At 72.5% G+C, this 15,644-nt stretch carries 17 protein-coding genes; 2 read left to right on the top strand and 15 right to left on the bottom strand.

Annotation, left to right across the window (positions count from 1 at the left end; all coding sequences use genetic code 11):
- Positions 1 to 50: 50 nt before the first annotated feature.
- The 11 genes from ABH940_RS18225 to ABH940_RS18175 form a co-directional block, all read right to left on the bottom strand.
- Positions 51 to 1,094, bottom strand: coding sequence for a Rieske 2Fe-2S domain-containing protein (locus ABH940_RS18225; RefSeq protein WP_370065869.1), 1,044 nt, complete (start codon positions 1,092 to 1,094; stop codon positions 51 to 53).
- Between the two features lie 2 nt (positions 1,095 to 1,096).
- A complete protein-coding gene (locus tag ABH940_RS18220; protein ID WP_370065871.1) occupies positions 1,097 to 1,312 on the bottom strand; it encodes a recombinase-like helix-turn-helix domain-containing protein in 216 nt (71 codons plus the stop codon).
- Positions 1,313 to 1,376: 64 nt separating this feature from the next.
- Positions 1,377 to 2,363, bottom strand: a complete 987-nt coding sequence (locus ABH940_RS18215; RefSeq protein WP_370065873.1) for a 2Fe-2S iron-sulfur cluster-binding protein — start codon at positions 2,361 to 2,363, stop codon at positions 1,377 to 1,379.
- A complete protein-coding gene (locus ABH940_RS18210) occupies positions 2,360 to 4,018 on the bottom strand; it encodes a thiamine pyrophosphate-binding protein (RefSeq protein WP_370065875.1) in 1,659 nt (552 codons plus the stop codon). The genes ABH940_RS18215 and ABH940_RS18210 overlap by 4 nt, the downstream gene beginning before the upstream one ends.
- Before the next feature lie 61 nt (positions 4,019 to 4,079).
- Positions 4,080 to 4,874 carry an SDR family oxidoreductase gene (locus ABH940_RS18205; protein ID WP_370065877.1) on the bottom strand — a complete coding sequence of 265 codons (795 nt, stop codon included), beginning with the start codon at positions 4,872 to 4,874 and terminating at the stop codon, positions 4,080 to 4,082.
- Between the two features lie 49 nt (positions 4,875 to 4,923).
- Positions 4,924 to 5,682 carry an SDR family oxidoreductase gene (locus ABH940_RS18200; protein WP_370065879.1) on the bottom strand — a complete coding sequence of 253 codons (759 nt, stop codon included), beginning with the start codon at positions 5,680 to 5,682 and terminating at the stop codon, positions 4,924 to 4,926.
- Complete coding sequence (locus tag ABH940_RS18195; RefSeq protein ID WP_370065881.1) at positions 5,682 to 6,203, bottom strand: cupin domain-containing protein; 522 nt, start codon at positions 6,201 to 6,203, stop codon at positions 5,682 to 5,684. The genes ABH940_RS18200 and ABH940_RS18195 overlap by 1 nt, the downstream gene beginning before the upstream one ends.
- Positions 6,204 to 6,266: 63 nt before the next feature.
- Positions 6,267 to 7,082: an alpha/beta fold hydrolase gene (locus ABH940_RS18190; protein ID WP_370105720.1), complete on the bottom strand. Its 816-nt coding sequence runs from the start codon at positions 7,080 to 7,082 to the stop codon at positions 6,267 to 6,269.
- Positions 7,082 to 7,903 (bottom strand): aspartate dehydrogenase domain-containing protein, encoded by an 822-nt coding sequence (locus ABH940_RS18185; protein WP_370105719.1) that lies wholly within the window; start codon positions 7,901 to 7,903, stop codon positions 7,082 to 7,084. The genes ABH940_RS18190 and ABH940_RS18185 overlap by 1 nt, the downstream gene beginning before the upstream one ends.
- Positions 7,900 to 8,847: a VOC family protein gene (locus tag ABH940_RS18180; protein WP_370105718.1), complete on the bottom strand. Its 948-nt coding sequence runs from the start codon at positions 8,845 to 8,847 to the stop codon at positions 7,900 to 7,902. Before ABH940_RS18180 ends, ABH940_RS18185 begins: the two co-directional genes overlap by 4 nt.
- Before the next feature lie 53 nt (positions 8,848 to 8,900).
- Positions 8,901 to 10,409, bottom strand: coding sequence for an aldehyde dehydrogenase (locus ABH940_RS18175; protein ID WP_370105767.1), 1,509 nt, complete (start codon positions 10,407 to 10,409; stop codon positions 8,901 to 8,903).
- Between the two features lie 236 nt (positions 10,410 to 10,645).
- On the opposite strand from ABH940_RS18175, the gene ABH940_RS18170 reads away from it, so the two are divergent.
- Positions 10,646 to 12,010, top strand: a complete 1,365-nt coding sequence (locus ABH940_RS18170; RefSeq protein ID WP_370065889.1) for an MFS transporter — start codon at positions 10,646 to 10,648, stop codon at positions 12,008 to 12,010.
- Between the two features lie 136 nt (positions 12,011 to 12,146).
- Here ABH940_RS18170 and ABH940_RS18165 read toward each other — a convergent pair whose 3' ends face one another.
- The 4 genes from ABH940_RS18165 to ABH940_RS18150 form a co-directional block, all read right to left on the bottom strand.
- Complete coding sequence (locus tag ABH940_RS18165) at positions 12,147 to 12,464, bottom strand: hypothetical protein (RefSeq protein ID WP_370105717.1); 318 nt, start codon at positions 12,462 to 12,464, stop codon at positions 12,147 to 12,149.
- Positions 12,465 to 12,676: 212 nt separating this feature from the next.
- Positions 12,677 to 13,141, bottom strand: a complete 465-nt coding sequence (locus tag ABH940_RS18160) for a CBS domain-containing protein (RefSeq protein WP_370065891.1) — start codon at positions 13,139 to 13,141, stop codon at positions 12,677 to 12,679.
- Between the two features lie 129 nt (positions 13,142 to 13,270).
- Positions 13,271 to 14,068 (bottom strand): sugar phosphate isomerase/epimerase family protein, encoded by a 798-nt coding sequence (locus tag ABH940_RS18155; RefSeq protein WP_370105716.1) that lies wholly within the window; start codon positions 14,066 to 14,068, stop codon positions 13,271 to 13,273.
- 66 nt (positions 14,069 to 14,134) lie between these two features.
- A complete protein-coding gene (locus ABH940_RS18150; protein WP_370105715.1) occupies positions 14,135 to 14,695 on the bottom strand; it encodes a universal stress protein in 561 nt (186 codons plus the stop codon).
- A 461-nt stretch (positions 14,696 to 15,156) separates the two neighbouring features.
- On the opposite strand from ABH940_RS18150, the gene ABH940_RS18145 reads away from it, so the two are divergent.
- Positions 15,157 to 15,597 (top strand): SAV_915 family protein, encoded by a 441-nt coding sequence (locus tag ABH940_RS18145; protein WP_370065897.1) that lies wholly within the window; start codon positions 15,157 to 15,159, stop codon positions 15,595 to 15,597.
- Positions 15,598 to 15,644: the final 47 nt, after the last annotated feature.

The following is a 15,644-nucleotide window of genomic DNA, read 5'->3' as shown; positions in this document are numbered from 1 at the left end:
CCCGGGCCGGAATCGGCTCGGGGCTCTTCGGCTTGTGCTGCCGACCGCAGTCAGGGCGTGACGGCGGCAGCGGCCTGCTTCTCGGCCTCGGCGCGGTACATCCGGCGCACCCGGACGACGCCGAGGTCGTGCTGGTAGAGGTTCTCCGCCTGGTCGGCGTCGGCGGGGAGGGCCTCCAGGACCAGGCGGTCCTGCTCCAGCACCTCCCAGTGGCGCGGCTCCAGCGTTGTTCGGTAGAGGAAGCGCCACACGTCGCGCTCCCAGCCCTGGACCTTGCGGTAGCGCCAGAAGAAGACGACGCTGCGGTCCGCGTCGATCGGCGTGACCATGCCGACGATGCCGAACGGGCCGCCGGGGCCCGCCGTCGGCGGATAGGGGATCTCCAGGTCGACCCAGTCGACGCCGGTCCGGCAGAGCTCGACCCAGTCGAAGTTGACGCCGCGCTGGTCGGTCTTCTCGAAGAAGAAGCCGCGACCGGTCTCGCGGATCCGGAACTTGGCCGTGGTCTCGCCCGCGAACATGCTGTGCGAGTCGCGGTGCAGGAACGAACCGTGCATGGGGTCGAGCAGGTTCTCCATGCCCCAGCGCCAGTTGGCGTTCCACTCGGCGTAGCAGAGGAACGACGTGACGTCCGGGTCGGTCAGCGGCTCCGGCAGGGTGAGCTCGCACGGCTCGGGGTTCCGGCTGTCGCCGAAGTAGGCCAGGATCGCGCCGCCGACCTCGGTGACCGGCGGGGCCTGGACGAGGGTGCGCCCCTCCAGCGTGCAACCGGGCAGGCCCGGCACGGAGGTGACGGTGCCTTGGCCGTCGACCTGGACACCGTGGTACCAGCAGGCGATCCGGTCACCCAGGTGCTTGCCCTGGGACAGCCGCGCGCCGCGGTGCGGACAGCGGTCGGCGAGCATGTGCACGGTGCCGTCGCCACGGCGGAACAGCACCCAGTCGCGGCCGAGCCGGGTGACCCGGCGCATCCCGCCCGCGGGGACGAACTCGGACGGGCACACGGCGTACCACTGGTTGCGCAGGCCGGTGGCGAAGATCTCGTCGGCGCTGGTGGAGTCCAGCCCGATGGATGAGGGGGTGGTCGTCGGCATGGTCAGGCTCCCAGGCGCTGCATCTCGGCGGTGAAGGTCTGCTCGGTCCAGGCGGCGCCGTCGGGCGCGAAGAGACCGCGGTCGTTGAGCCCGGCGACGAGCCCGGCGAGGTCGTGGTCGCCGCCGCCGAAGACCTCCTCGACAGCTCCGGCGAGCCGGATCTCGTAGGGGGCGGGCTTGCCGTCCCGGGACTGACGGATGTTCAGGTACTGGTCCATGGCTGCTCCGTGGGGAATCGCAGAAGCGGTGGTGAGGCTCATAGGTCGAGCTCACAGTTCGAGCTCAGAGGTCGAGGACGAGACGGGCGGAGCGGGCGCGGGAGACGCAGAGCATCATCGACGTCCCGGCAGCCTTCTCGTCGTCGGTGAGCAGGAAGTCGCGGTGCTCGACCTCGCCGTCGAGGACGGGGGTCTCGCAGGTGCCGCAGATCCCGTCCCGGCAGGAGGAGGAGACGGGGATGCCCGCCGCCTCCAGCGCCTCCAGCGTCGAGCGGCCGGGCCCGACGGTGACGGTCGTGCCGCTGCGGTTGCAGACCACCTCGAAGGCGGACTCACCGGACGGGTCGGCGGGCGCGGCGGCCGGGGCCGCGAAGCGCTCGGTGCGGGCGTCGCAGCGCTGCTCGACGGCGGCCAGCAGCGGCTCGGGACCGCAGCAGTAGACCTGGGTGCCGGGGGCGAGGTCGGTCAGCAGACCGTCCAGGTCGATCCGTCCGCACTCGTCCTCGGGCACGAACGCGACGCTGCCGGAGGAGCCGGACGCGCCCGACTCCTGGGCCAGCGCCCGCAGTTCGGCGCCGAAGGCCATCGAGTCGCGGCGGCGTCCGCCGTGCACCAGCTGCCACGGGACACCACGCTGGGCGGCGTCGCGCGCCATGGCGAGCAGCGGCGTGATGCCGATGCCGCCCGCGACGAAGAGGTAGCGCTCGGCGGCGTGGTCGAGCTCGAAGTGGTTGCGCGGCCCGCGCACCCGCACCGTCTGTCCCGGCCGCAGCGTGTCGTGGACGTGCGCCGAGCCGCCCCGCGAGGAGGGCTCGCGCAGCACGCCGATCCGGTACCGCGTCGGGTCGGCAGGGTCGGAGCAGAGCGAGTACTGCCGCACGTGCGCGCCGACATGGACGTCGATGTGCGCACCGGGCGTCCACGCGGGCAGCTCCGCGCCCTCGGGGTGGACCAGCTCGACGGAGAGCACCCCGTCGGCCTCCCAAGTGGTGCGGTGCACCAGCAGGTCCAGGTCACGCTCTTTCATGTCGCGGTCCTCGGTGCGGCTCATCGGGCACCTCCCGTCGCAGTGGGGACGCTCACCGGGGGCGTGAACGGGACGTTCATCGGGCCGAGCGCGGCCAGGTCGACCTCCACCACGGTCGGGCCGTCGGCAGCCGCAGCCTCACGTAGGACCGCGTCAGCGTCGTCGGCCTGGGTGATCCGGTGGAAGGGCAGGCCCAGCGACGAGGCGAGCAGGAAGAAGTCGGGCGTGGTGAGGTCCACGCCGTGGCGCCGACCGCCTCCCGCCTCCTGCATGTTGCGCAGCACCCCGTAGCCGCCGTCGTTGAAGACCAGCAGCGACAGGCGGGGCCGCTCCTGAGCCAGCGTCAGCAACTCGCCGAGGTGCACGGCCAGGCCGCCGTCGCCCGCGATCACCACGGTCGGGACGTCGGGACGGCCGACCGCCGCGCCGATGCCCATGGCCAGGCCCTGGCCGATGCCGCCGCCGCGCGGGAAGACGTTGGTGGCCGGGTCGGTGAGCTCCAGCAGCCGGTTGCCCCAGGTGGAGGAGGGGATGGTGACGTCGCGGGCGATCACGCTGCCGGCCGGGTAGTGGGCGCGGATCGCGTCGCAGATCGCGGCCTGCGGGCCGATGGCGTGACGCTGCCTGTCGCGTGCCTCCTGCCGGGCCTGGCGCACGCGCTCGGGCCAGGCGGCGTCGGTGCGCGGGGTCACCTGGCGCAGCCGAGTGGCCAGTTCGCCCAGCACAGCGGCGGCGTCGCCGACCAGCCCGTGCTTGGCCGGGTAGACGCGGCCGGGCGCGGCCGGGTCCAGGTCGATCTGGATGTGCGCGTCCGGGACGGCGAGCCGGTAGTCGTGGGTTTCGTTGGAGCGGAAGTGCGTGCCGACGGAGAGCAGCAGGTCCGCCTCGGCCAGCAGCGCCCTGCCCGCCGGGGCGGAGGCGTAGTTGCCCACCACGCGCGGGTCGTCCTCGGGGACCGAGCCACGCCCTGAGTTGCTGGTCAGCAGGCCCGCGCCGGTCAGCGTCAGCAGTTCGGCAAGCTCCGCGCGGGCGCCGGTCGCGCCGCCTCCCGCCCAGATCAACGGACGCCGGGCGGCGGCGAGCAGCGCGGCGGCCTCGTCCAAGGCGGCAGCGTCGGGGAGCGGGGCTGCCACGGCAGCGGCGGGGGCACTGATCTGACCGGGCGTCTGCTCCGCGTACTGCAGGTCGATCGGCCACTCGACGCTGGCCGGGCCACCCGGCGCGGCCAGCGCGGCTGCGGCGGCCTCGCGCAGCACGTCGGCGGCCGAGGCGGCGTCGTGGACCGTGGCGGCGTGCTTGGAGACCGCCGTCAGCATGGCGGGCTGGTCCTTGGTCTCGTGGATGAAGCCGCGGCCCAGGCCCAGGTACGGGGTGTCGATCTGACCGGTGACGTGCAGCACCGACGTCCCGGCGCTCAGCGACTCGATCAGCGAGCCCGCCGCGTTGCCCGCACCGGTGCCGGTGCTGGTCAGGGCGCAGCCGAGACGGCCGGTGGCACGGGCGTAGCCGTCGGCGGCGTTGACCGCGGCGGCCTCGTGCCGGACGGGGACGAAGCGCAGCTCGCGATCGACGGCCTCGACGAGCGGCAGGTTGTGGACGCTGACGACACCGAAGACGGTGTCGGTGCCGTGGGCACGGAGCAGCTCGACCAGCAGGTCGCCGCCGTTGGGTGGGGTCATGGGGGGAGTTCCTTCGGTACGGCCGGTACTGCGGGGGCTGTGCGGGGGCGGTGCGGGGGTGTCAGTGGGTGCCGCGGTGGACGCCGCCGGCGACGTCGACGCTGGCGCCGGTGATGTACCCGGCGCGCGGGGAGAGCAGGGTGGTGACCGCGTACGCGACCTCGTCGGCGGTGCCGAAGCGGCCGAGCGCGATACCGCGCCGGGCGGCGAACTCGGCCTGCCAGGTGGCGTAGTCGATCCCGGCGTCGTCGGCCTGGAACCGGCGGGTCCACTGACCGGTGTCGATCAGGCCCAGGCAGACGGAGTTGACCCGGACGCCCTCGGCGGCGAGCTCCTGGGCCAGCGAGGCGGAGAGGTTGAGGATTCCGGCCCGCGCCGCGCTGGTGGTGATCAGGTGCGGCTCCGGCTGCTTGGCCAGCACCGCGTTGATGTTCACCACGGAGGCCGCGTCGGACCTCCGCAGGTGCGGCAGTGCGGCGAGGGTCGGGTTGAGCACGCCGGAGAACTTCAGGTCCAGCTCGTCACGCCAGTCCTCGGCGGTGGTCTGGTGCAGGCGCTTCATCCGAGAGGCGCCCGCGTTGTTGACCAGTCCGTCGAGGCCGCCGAGCTGCTCGGCGGCGCGGCTGACGAAGGCGTCGACCGCCGCTGCGTCGCGCACGTCGCACGGCGCGTGGAACAGGTGGTCGTCGCCGTAGCGCTCGGCGAGCCCGGCGAGGGCTCCCGAGAGCGCGTCCGCACGGCGTCCGCAGGTGGCGACCTTGGCCCCTTCGGCGAGCAGCATGCGGACGGTCGCGAGGCCGACCCCGGAGCTGCCTCCGGTGACCAGGATGCCGCGGCCGGAGAGGCCCAGGTCCATGGTGTTCTCCCTCTTCGTGGTGCTGTCAGTGCAGTGCTCAGTGCATTGCTCAGTGCATGGTGAAGCCGCCGTTGACGGCGAAGGTCTGGCCGGTGATGTAGCCGGACTCGGGGCCGACCAGGAAGGCGATCAGCCCGACCAGGTCCTCCGGCCGCTGCGGACGCTTCACCGCGCGGTTCAGCCGGTAGAGCTCGTGCCGCTCGGCCGGGATGTCGACCGCGGACTCGCCCTCGGTCAGGCCCGGGGCCACCGCGTTGACGGTGACCCCGGCGTCGCCCGCGTCCCGCGCCATCCCCCGGGTCAGCGCGATCACGGATCCCTTGGAGGCGACGTAGTGCGCGAGGCGCGGCGACCCGTAGAGCGCCGCGTCGGAGGCCAGGTTGACGATCCGTCCCTCGCCCTCGGCGGCCAGCAGCGGCCAGAGCCCGCGCGCCACCAGCCAGGGGCCGCGCGCGTTGACCGTGGCGATCCGGTCCCAGGCCGCGACGTCGATCTCGTGGAACGGCTTGCCGCCCACCGCGTTCGCCAGAGCGGCGTTGTTGACCAGGCCGTAGAGCCGGGTCCCGTCCGCGGCCAGCGCGGCGGCCAGGGCGTCGACCGACTCGGGGGAGCCGGCGTCGAGCGGGTGGAAGACCGCGTCGACGCCGGCCGCCCGCAGCTCGGCCACGGCCTGTTCGCCGCGCTCGGCGTCCAGTTCGGCGACGACGACGCGGTAGCCGTCGCGGCCGATCCGGTGCGCCGTGGCCAGTCCGAGGCCGCGGCCCGCACCGGTCACGACGACCGTGCGCCGTACTGTGTCGTCGGCCATCAGCCGCGCGTGACGCCGTGCATCGGCGAGTGCTCGGGGTAGGTCGGGACCTGCGGCTTCTGGGTGCCGATGACGACGCAGAAGAGCGCGTCGGTGTCGCCCTCGTTCTTGAGCGAGCGGGCCACACCGGCCGGGACCACGATCATGTCGCGGTAGCCGAGGGTGCGGTACTCGATCTCGTCGGCGCCGCGGTGGATGCCCACGCGGACCTGGCCCTCCAGGACGAAGAAGGCCTCCTCGACGTCGTGGTGGGTGTGCTCGGGGCCCTCGGCGCCGGGCGGCAGCAGCATGTTGGAGAAGGTGAAGCCGCCGGAGGGGAGGATCCGGTTGTCGCCCTCGTGGTTGCCGGTCGCACCGGAGCCGACGTAGCGGATCTGGGCGCGGCGGTACTGGTCACCGGCCTTGGCCTGGAACGCGAGGGTGTCCCAGTCGGGCTCGCGCGAGGCCTTGGTGGCGATCAGCGAGTCGGTGAACGAGGCCAGGTCGGAGCCGTCGTGGTACGGGGTGGGGTCGAGTGGCATGGAGATGCTCCTTGCTTGCTGGCGAGTTGATATGACGGACAGTCAGAAAGCTCGGGTGGGTGGTCAGAACGGCACGCGCGCGGTGACGTGCAGGTGTGCGCGTACCCAGGAGTGGAAGGCGTCCGGCTGCTCCTGGTTGGCCAGGTGCCCGGCGTCGGCGATCACCACGTAGGCGACGCGCCGCAGTCCTCCGGCGACGGCCTGCGAGGCCGCCGGGCCGGTGACGCGGTCCTTCTCGCCGCAGACCACCAGTACGGGGGCGGTGATCTGCGGCAGTTCGGGGGTGAGGTCGGCCTCGGCCATCGCCTCGGCGGCGTAGCCGTAGCCGGGCAGGCGGATGCTGTCGGCCATGGTGCGCGCCACACGGTCCACCAGCTCGGCCGGGGCCGCGTCGGAGACCAGGCGCGGTCCGCGCTCGGCGGCGAACGCCTCGGAACCCTGCTCAGCCAACTGACCGGCGCGGGCCCGCATCCGCTGCGTGGCGTCCGGATCGGCGCCGGAGCCGACGCTGCAGTCGGCCACCACCAGCGAGGCGACCAGCTCCGGATGACGGACCGCCAGCCGCAGCGCGATCACGCCACCCCAGGAGACGCCGAGCACGTGGGCGCTCCCACCGCGCCGCCGGATCAACTCCGCTGCGGCGTCCGCGTATCCGTCCAGGCCGGGAGCCTGCTCCGGGTCGGCGGAGGCCGCGTAGCCCGGAGCGTCCCAGCGGACGACGCGGACGCTGTCGGCGAGGTCCTCGGCCAGCCGCGCGAACGAGGCGGAGGAGGAGCCGATCCCGTGCAGGCAGAGCAGCAGCGGCGCGTCCTTGCCGTTGACCAGGCGGGGCCCGGACTCGACGACGTGCACGCCGTCGGCGAGCGCTTCCACATCCATTAGAGGACCATCCCGGAGCGGCCCAGCACCGCGTCCAGGCTGCGCAGCACCGCGTGCGGGACGACCTGGCTGGTGGCCGGGTTGACCGGGTCGGGGCGGTGGTTGACCTCGAACCGGTAGCTGCCGTGGGTGCCCTCGGCCTCGATCACGTGCCGGGTCAGCACCGCCGCCGGGTCGGCCATCACGACCACCTCGACCGCGCGCGGGTCGCCGACGGCGAGGGCGACGGACGCGGCGACATTGGTCGACTTGGGGAACTTGGCCGGAACGTCGCAGGCGGTGCCGCGCATCACCTCGACCGGCCCCTCCGCACGTTCCAGACGCTCCGTCAGTTCCGGGTCCATCCACGGCTGGAGGAGCGTGCGCGGCAGCTTGGTGGTGGTGAGCCGGACGGTGGTCAGCGGGCCGAGTCCGCGCACCGCCTGGAGCAGGTCCAGGCCGCCGACCGCACCGCCGGTGAAGTAGACCCGACCGGGACCGGTCGTGCGCAGCCGCTCGGCGAGGGCGGCGTCGGTCAGCGCGCCGCTGGAGCAGACCATCAGGTCGACGCCCGCGGCGAGCACCCGCTCGCCCCACTCGCGGACCACGGACTGCCCGGCCGCCTCGACGATCAGATCGCAGGACTCCAGCGCCTGCTCGAAGGCGAGCTGTTGGGCGGGGAGACCGGTCAGGGTGCGGTTGTCGACGATGCCGACCAACTCGGCGCCGGGGACCCGGCCTTCGGCCAGCGCGTTGCCGACGACCTGGCCGATCGCGCCCCAGCCGACCAGCCCGACGCGCCGCGTTGCGGTCGTTCCGGGTGCCTCGGTGATGGTGCTCATGCGCGCGCTCCTTCGCGGTTGGCGAGCGGGCCCGGGTCCGGGATCCCGGCCATGTGGCTGCGGACGGTGGTGGACGGCGGTCCGGCCGTGCCCCACAGGTCGGACAGTTCCGGCGTCCGGGGCCAGGTCCGGCAGAGCCACTGGTCCTCGACGACCTGGGCGACGTCGGAGGTGTACTCGCAGACCAGCCCGGCCGGGTCGGTGAAGTAGGAGAAGGTGTTGTTGCCGGGCCCGTGCCGTCCCGGTCCCCACTGCGGGGCGATGCCGTGGTGCTTGAGCCGGCCCAGCCCGCGCATGAAGTGGTCCACCGACGGCATCTCGTACGCGACGTGGTTGAGCGAGGCCCACTCCGCCTGGTGGAAGGCGATGCAGTGGTGGTCGCTGTTGATGCGGAGGAAGGCCATCTGGTGCGCGGACCAGTCCGAGACCCGCATGCCGAGCACCTCGCAGTAGAAGGCGACGGCGGCGTCGATGTCCACGGTGTTCAGCACCACGTGGGTCACGCCCACCGGCACGGGCGAGCCCAGCTGGTCGCGCGGGACGACGGCCTCGACGTCCGCGGAGAGCTCGATCAGGCGGCCCTCGGGGTCGGTGAAGCGCAGCCCGTAGCCGCCGCCGACCTGGTCCAGCCGACCGGGGCCCGCGACCGGGACGATGCCGCGGGCGAGCAGGCGTCGGGCGGCCTCGTCGACCTCGGCCGGGGTCGTCACGGCGAAGCTGATCCGGCCCAGGCCGTTGGCCTCGGCGCGCTGCAGGCTCAGCACGTGGTGGTTGTCGCCGGTGCCGCGCAGCCAGCTGCCGTCGCGGTCCGACTCGACCTGCTCCAAGCCCCAGACCTCGCGGTAGAAGTCGCCGGAGGCGGCGAAGTGGGGGGTGCGCAGTTCGACCGCGCGCAGTCGGCGCAGCCGGGCGACGGGCGGGGGCGGCGCGACCGTCAGGCTCATGGGGATCTCCAGGGGTTGGTGCGGGTGGCTCGGCCTCGATGTCCGACGTGGCATCAGACGGCCGCCCAGGGCAGCGGGTCGGCGTCGGTGCCCCAGTACAGGGACTTCTGCCGCTGGTAGGAGCGGATCCAGTCGCGGCCCTTCTCCCGGCCCAGGCCGCTCTCCTTGAACCCGCCGAACGGGGTGGAGGAGCTGAACTGCTTGTAGGTGTTGATCCAGACCGTCCCGGCCTCCAACCGCCCGGCCAGTCGCCAGGCGGCGCGGGCGTCGCGCGTCCAGATGCCGCAGGCCAGGCCGTAGACCGAGTCGTTGGCCTGGGCCAGCAGGTCCTCCTCGTCCTGGTACGGGAGGCAGACCAGCACCGGGCCGAAGGTCTCCTCCTGGCAGGTGCGGGCGTCGTTCGGCAGGCCGTCGATGACGGTCGGCAGGTAGTAGGCGCCACCGGCGTACTGCTCGCCCTCGGGGGCCGCGCCGCCGCAGCGGATCCGGCCGCCCTCCTTGCGGGCCAGCTCGACGTGGGCGGCGACCGCGTCCCGGTGTCGCGGGTGTACCAGCGGGCCGACGTGGGTGGTCGGGTCGGTGCCCGGCCCTACGCGCAACTGCCGCGTCCGGCGCACGAGTTCACCGACGAACTGCTCGTAGATCGACTCCGGCACGAAGAGCCGGGAGCCCGCGATGCAGGCCTGGCCGCTGCTGGAGAAGATCCCGAACAGCACGCCCGCCAGGGCCTGTTCGAGGTCGGCATCGGGCAGCACGACCGTCGGGGACTTGCCGCCCAGCTCCAGGGAGACCGGGATCAGCTTGTCGGCGGCGTGGTGCGCGATGGTGCGTCCGGTGGTGGTGCCGCCGGTGAAGGTCACCTTGGCGACCAGCGGGTGCCGCACGATCGCGTCGCCGATGACGCTGCCCTTGCCCGGCAGGACCGAGAGCAGACCGGCGGGCAGACCGGCCTCCTCGACGATCCGCCCGAGCGCCAGCGCGACCAACGGCGTCCACTCGGCGGGCTTGAGCAGCACCGCGTTGCCCGCCGCCAGTGCCGGGGCGACCTTCTGCGCCTCGGAGGCGATAGGGGAGTTCCACGGTGTGATCGCGCCGACCACGCCCAGCGGCTCGTGGACGCTCATGGTCAGGTAGGAGCCACGGGAGGGGGTGAGGGCATCCTCCGCGGTCTCCAGCGTGGCGGCGACATAGCGGAAGGTCCCGGCGGCGCTGCGGACCAGGGCAGTGGTCTCGGCACGCGTCTTGCCGGTGTTGGCGGTCTGCAGCGCGGACAGCGTGTCGGTGTCGCGCTCGATCAGCTCCGCGATCCGGTAGAGGTAGCGGGCCCGCTCGTGCGGCAGCAGGCTCCGCCACGCCGGGTCAGCGGCGGCCCGGGCACCCGCCCGGGCGGCCTCCTCGACGTCCTCGACCGAGGCAGCCTGAATGACCGTCAACTCCTGGCCGGTGGCCGGGTCGAGAGGCCGGATGGTCAGGCCACGGCCACGGCGCCAGCGTCCGCCGACGAGGATCTCGTCGGCCGGCAACTCCACGCTGTGGGGACTGTGGGAGGGCTCCGACTGCATGCTCATGCGCACCCATTCCTTCCGGGCGGTCGTTCGGTGCGGAGAAATCTAAGTGCTTAATTATTTCCGCGCAAGGCCCTTGGGGAACTTCTTGCCGTGTCGCGTGGATATGTCCGACTGCGGGTGGAGCGTCCACGAGGTGAGAAGCCGTAATCACTAAGGCCAAAGCTATTGACCGCTTAGATAGCTCCTCTTAAGGTCGGCGACACCCCCGCTCCCATTCGAAGGGAACCCGCATGGCCACAGTGGCGCCCACCACGGCCGTCGCCTCCGTCGCCGCCAGAATCGAGAGACTCCCCCAGTCCCGCTGGCACACCAAGGTCCGTACCGTCATCGGTGCGGTGACCTTCTTCGAGGCCTTCGACCAACTGCTGACCGCGTCCACCCTGCCGGTGCTCACCAAGCAGTGGCATCTCACCGCAGGTCAGGGCACTGAGATCATCACCAGCAGCTCGATCGGCATGCTGCTCGGCGCGGTCGCCGCCGGCTGGGCCGGTGACCGGATCGGCCGGGTCCGTACCGTCGCGCTCGGCGTGGCGATCACCGCGGTGGCGAGTTTCGCGGTCGCCGCGGCCCCGGGCTTCGCCCTCTTCTTCCTGTTCCGGACCATCCAGGGCTTCGGCATCGGGGGTGTGGTGCCGGTGGCGGCGACCTACATCAACGAGATCGCCAAGTCGGAGCGCCGCGGGCGCTTCGTGCTGATGTACGAGCTGATCTTCCCGGCCGGACTCGCCGCCGCCACCCTGGTCGCCAGCTGGGTCGTCCCCACCTTCGGCTGGCGCGCGCTCTTCGTCATCGGCGGAGTTCCGGCCGTCCTGATCGCCTTCCTGCAGCGTCGGATCCCTGAGTCCCCGCGCTGGCTCCTGGCCCGTGGGCGCACCGCGGAGGCGGAGCGCGTGCTCGCCGGGATCGAGGCGGAGATCGCCGCGTCCAGCGGCGAGGAGCTGCCTCCGCCTGCCGCAACGAGCGTGCGGGAGGAGTCACGCGGCAGCCTGCGTGACCTCTTCGCCGGGCGCTACCTCAGACGCACCGCAGTGGTCTCGGCCCTGTGGTTCGTCGCGTACTACGTCAACTACGGCACGGCCTCCTGGCTGCCCTCGGTCTACACCTCGCACTTCCACCTGACGTTGCAGAGGGCGCTGGACTACACCCTGCTCAGCAACCTGACGGGTCTGGTCGGCTGTCTGGTGGTGGCGCTCCTGGTGGACCGCATCGGCCGTCGTCCCGCCCTCGTCCTCGGCATGGGCGGCGCGGCCGTGGCCTTGCTCGTCCTGGCGGGCATGGGCGTCCACAGCGGCGGACAGGTCGCGGTGCTGGCCTCGGTCGCGACGCTGTTCGTCTACGCCACCAACGTGACGCTGTACCTCTACACCCCGGAGCTCTACCCGACCCGCACCCGCGCCATGGGTTCGGCGTTCGGCGGGGTGTGGAACCGCCTCGGCATCATCCTCGGCCCGATCGCCGTCGGCGCGATCCTGAGCGGAGGCGGCGACCTGGCCACCGTCTTCGCCCAGCTCGGCTGCGTCGCGGTGGTCGGCACGGTGGTCGCCCTCTTCGCGACCGAGACCCGCGGCCGCACCCTGGAGGAGCTCAACTCCTGAGCGCTCCTTCGCGGTTGACCGCAACCGCCTGATGGCCGGTGGCCGCCCGTTACCCCGGCGGGCGGCCACCCGCCGGGGTGCCCTCCCGGCGGGCGTCGAACGGAGGGGCCGCCGGCAGGCAGGGCCTGCTGTCCGTTCACGATGAGGGGAAGAGACCGCCGAGGACGGTGTCGAGGTACTCGTCGAGCGCGACCAGGTCCGGCTGGTCGAACCGGTCCTGCTCGGCGGCCCACTGCGCGTTGTCGCGCCCGCATGCCGCGAGCACGTCGCTCTCGGCCGCCCCGGTGCGTCCGGCGATCTCCCGTACGTCCTCCGGGTCCAGACCGGTCGACCGGGCGGCGCTGGTCCAGCACCAGAGCAACGCCTCGGGGATCTCCTGCTCGACGATGCCGTTGGCGCGCACCTGCTGCACTATCCAATGGGTGAATCCGGTATGCCACGTGTCGCTGCTCATGGCCCGCGTCCATCCCTTCCACGACGATCTCTTCGATCTCTTCGCGGACTTGCTACCCGCGTTGCCGCCACTCCGTGCCATCGGCGAACGATTGATCTCTGCCTGAGACAGCAGCGCAGTCCGGCCACTTCGTGCTCACGCCGGGTTCACGCGCCCGCGCGGTTCGCTTTGCCGGGAACGCGGCGACCTCGGGGGTGAACGCGCGGACGTGGTCAGTACGGCGGGGCGGAGCTCGGTGCGCCGTGGATGTAGTGCTCCAACTGGTCGATGGTGAACTGCTGGTCGGCGAGCTGCTGCTTGAGCAGGTCGCCGATGGAGATGATGCCGCTCAGCCGTCCGGCGTCGAGGACCGGCAGGTGGCGCATGCGGTGCTCGGTCATCAGCGCCATGCACTCGTCCGCGCTCTGGGTCGGTTCGACGTAGCGGACCTTCGCGGTCATGATCTCCTCGACGCGTGTGGTGGCGGCCGAGCGTCGGTGAAGTTCGACCTTGCGGGCGTAGTCCCGCTCGGTGACGATCCCGGCGATCTGCCCCTCGGCCATGACGACGAGCGCGCCGATCCCCTTCGCTGCCATCAGCGTCAGTGCATCGAGCACCGTGCGGTCCCTTCCGATGGTGTGAACCGTGCCGCCGCCGTCGGGCTTGGCAGCGAGGACCTGTGCAACAGTCAGGGGCATGTCAGTGATCCTTTCGGTGGCCGACGCCTCCCTTCTCTTCATGCCCACCTCGGGTCCCGGCAGAACGACCCCTTACGGGCGAAGGATCGTTGACCGGGATGCCGGGATGCCGGGATCAGGCGTCCGACGTCACGGAGTCCGGGGGCGCTGAGCCCCGGGCCGGGAGAGGTAGCGCGCGCCTTCGGCGAGGAGGGCGGGGAGTGGGGGCGCGGCTGGGTGCCAGGGTGCTTCGTACTCCCAGGACACCCAACTGTCGGGCGGCAGCAGGGCGAGGCACTCCGCGATCGGCAGAACGCCTGCGCCGAGGGCGAGCGGGGTGAGGTCGTCAGGGCCGGCGACGTCCTTGACCTGGGTGTGGCCGAGATGCGGGGCGACCGCCGCCCAGGAGTCGGACGGGGACTCTCCCGCGAGCCAGGTGTGCATCAGGTCCCACAGTGCGCCGACCGACGGGTGGTCGACCCGGGAGACGACGCGCGCCACGTCGCGGGCGGCGCGGTGGGAGTCGTGGGTCTCCAGCAGGACGCGCACGCCCAGTCGTTCCGCCTCGTCGGCGACGGCGGTGAGGCGGTGCGCCGCGCGCTGGTCCCCGTCCGCGAGCGGGCCGTTCCCGCCGCTCGGGAACACGCGGACGGACTGTGCGCCGAGGTCGGCGGCGAGGCGGAGGTGGGCGCGGAGCGCGGCGACGACCGGTGCGTCGTCCCCCGGGGCGACGACGCCGACGTAGCTCGCCAGGCAGAGCGGTGTGATGCCGGACCGCTGCAGCAGGCGGCGCGCCGCGCGGCGTTCGTCGGGACTGAGCTCAGGATGGATGGATTCGCCTGCGGCGCAACGTAGTTCGAGTCCCTGCCAGCCGTGCTGGGTAGCGAGGCGGACGGTGTCGGCCAGCGGCAGGCCGGGCAGACCGAGCGTCGAGAGGGCGAGGCGCACGGGAGCAGCCTAGATCGCACGAGCGGCATTGGAAAGCGTTTACCGGCATGACCGGTGTTACCGGTGCTAGAGGTACGGCAGCTGCGGATCGCAGGTCTCCGCCTGTGCGAAGCAGTCCGGCAGGCGGTGGCGTTCGGCGCGGGGGAGCGCCGTGAGCTGCGGCGGGGCCGGGACCGTCAGGACCGGGCAGTGGGCGTGGCGCAGGCAGTAGCGGGCGGTGCGGCCGTGCACGAGGCGCTCGGGCCAGGCTTGTTCGCCCGAGCCGATCACCAGCAGGTCGTCGTCGCTCGCCGTGGCGACCAGCAGCACGCCCGCGTCGCCGCGCACGACCGCCGTGTGCACCGGCACGCGCCCGTCCAGCCGTCCGACCGTGACCGCCAGGCTCAACCGCAGGCGCTCCGCCGCCTCGCGGCCGAACAGTGCGACGAGTGACGGGCCCGGTGGCACCCGGTGGGTGACCTCGCCCGCCGGGGGACTCCAGGCGAGCACGGCCAGCAGCGGGCGCCGCGTCTCGGACGCCCGGGCGAAGGCGGCCCGCAGCGCGTGCAGGCTGGTCGGGCTGCCACTGACACCGACCACGACACGGCCGTGTCCGCCGTGTACGAGCGATGGCGCGCTGTTCTCCATGACGCGGACCCGTTCCGGTCTGAGTGCTGAGATCTGGCGGGGTGCTGAGTGCTGAGCTGGGTGCTGAGCTGCGTGCTGGTCCGGCGGGACGGCAGCGGAGTCAGGCTGTGAGGACGCTGCGCGCCCCGCCGTGCAGCTGATTCAACATCGGCGAGCGGCGGTGGTCGGCCTCTCCTCACGCATGCCTTACGCGCCGGCGGGATGTCTTGACGCCGTCTTTCCACCACGGTGCTGTCAAGCGCCCCGCGCGGGTGCTGTGACCGCCCGACGGCGGTCCCGCGAGTGATCGGCGTCACCCGCATGGCACGACGCCGACAACATTGCCGCCGCGCGCGTCAGGAACGCGTCAGGACCGGGCCCAGGCTCGGGAGCAGCGGGAATAGCCTTCGTGGCGCGCTCACCGGCCGCAAGAAGGCAGCCGGGTGACGCCCCCTCACCCCTTCTGTCGAAAGGCGCCCGTGATGCTCACCCCTGTCATCGGCGAGGACCCCGAACCCGGCGAACGCATCCCGGCTGGACTGCTTCTGGTCCCGGTCCGGTCGGGTCCTGCCGGGGAGGTGATCCGCTTCTTCCGTTCGCCGCGCGGTGCTCGGACGGCGATCGCCTTCACCAGCGAGCGCCAGCTCGCCGCGGTGCTCGGTGCCGAGCACCGGTGCGTCCGCCTCTCCGAGGCCTCGCTGCGTGGCATGGCCGCAGCCCTGGGTGTCGCCGAACTCACCGTCGACCCGCTGGTGGTCGCCTCGTCACCGACGGCGTCCTCATCGGCCGAGTCGACCGCCGGATGGGCGCGTTGGCCGGAGCAGGTCCCCGCCCGTGGTGTCCCGTCCCACGTGGTCGTGGGCGTCGCCGGAGCCCCCGTGCCCGGGACGCAACGTCGCCGTCCGGTCGGCGCAAAGCGCTGACGGTTCGGTCCTGCCCGCATGAACCCGAACGCCGACAGTTCGACACC

The sequence above is a fragment of the Streptacidiphilus sp. BW17 genome, from assembly GCF_041262485.1.
Classification (GTDB): Bacteria; Actinomycetota; Actinomycetes; order Streptomycetales; family Streptomycetaceae; genus Streptacidiphilus.
Note: the sequence above shows the minus strand (reverse complement) of the source record. Positions and strands in the feature narration are given on the sequence as shown.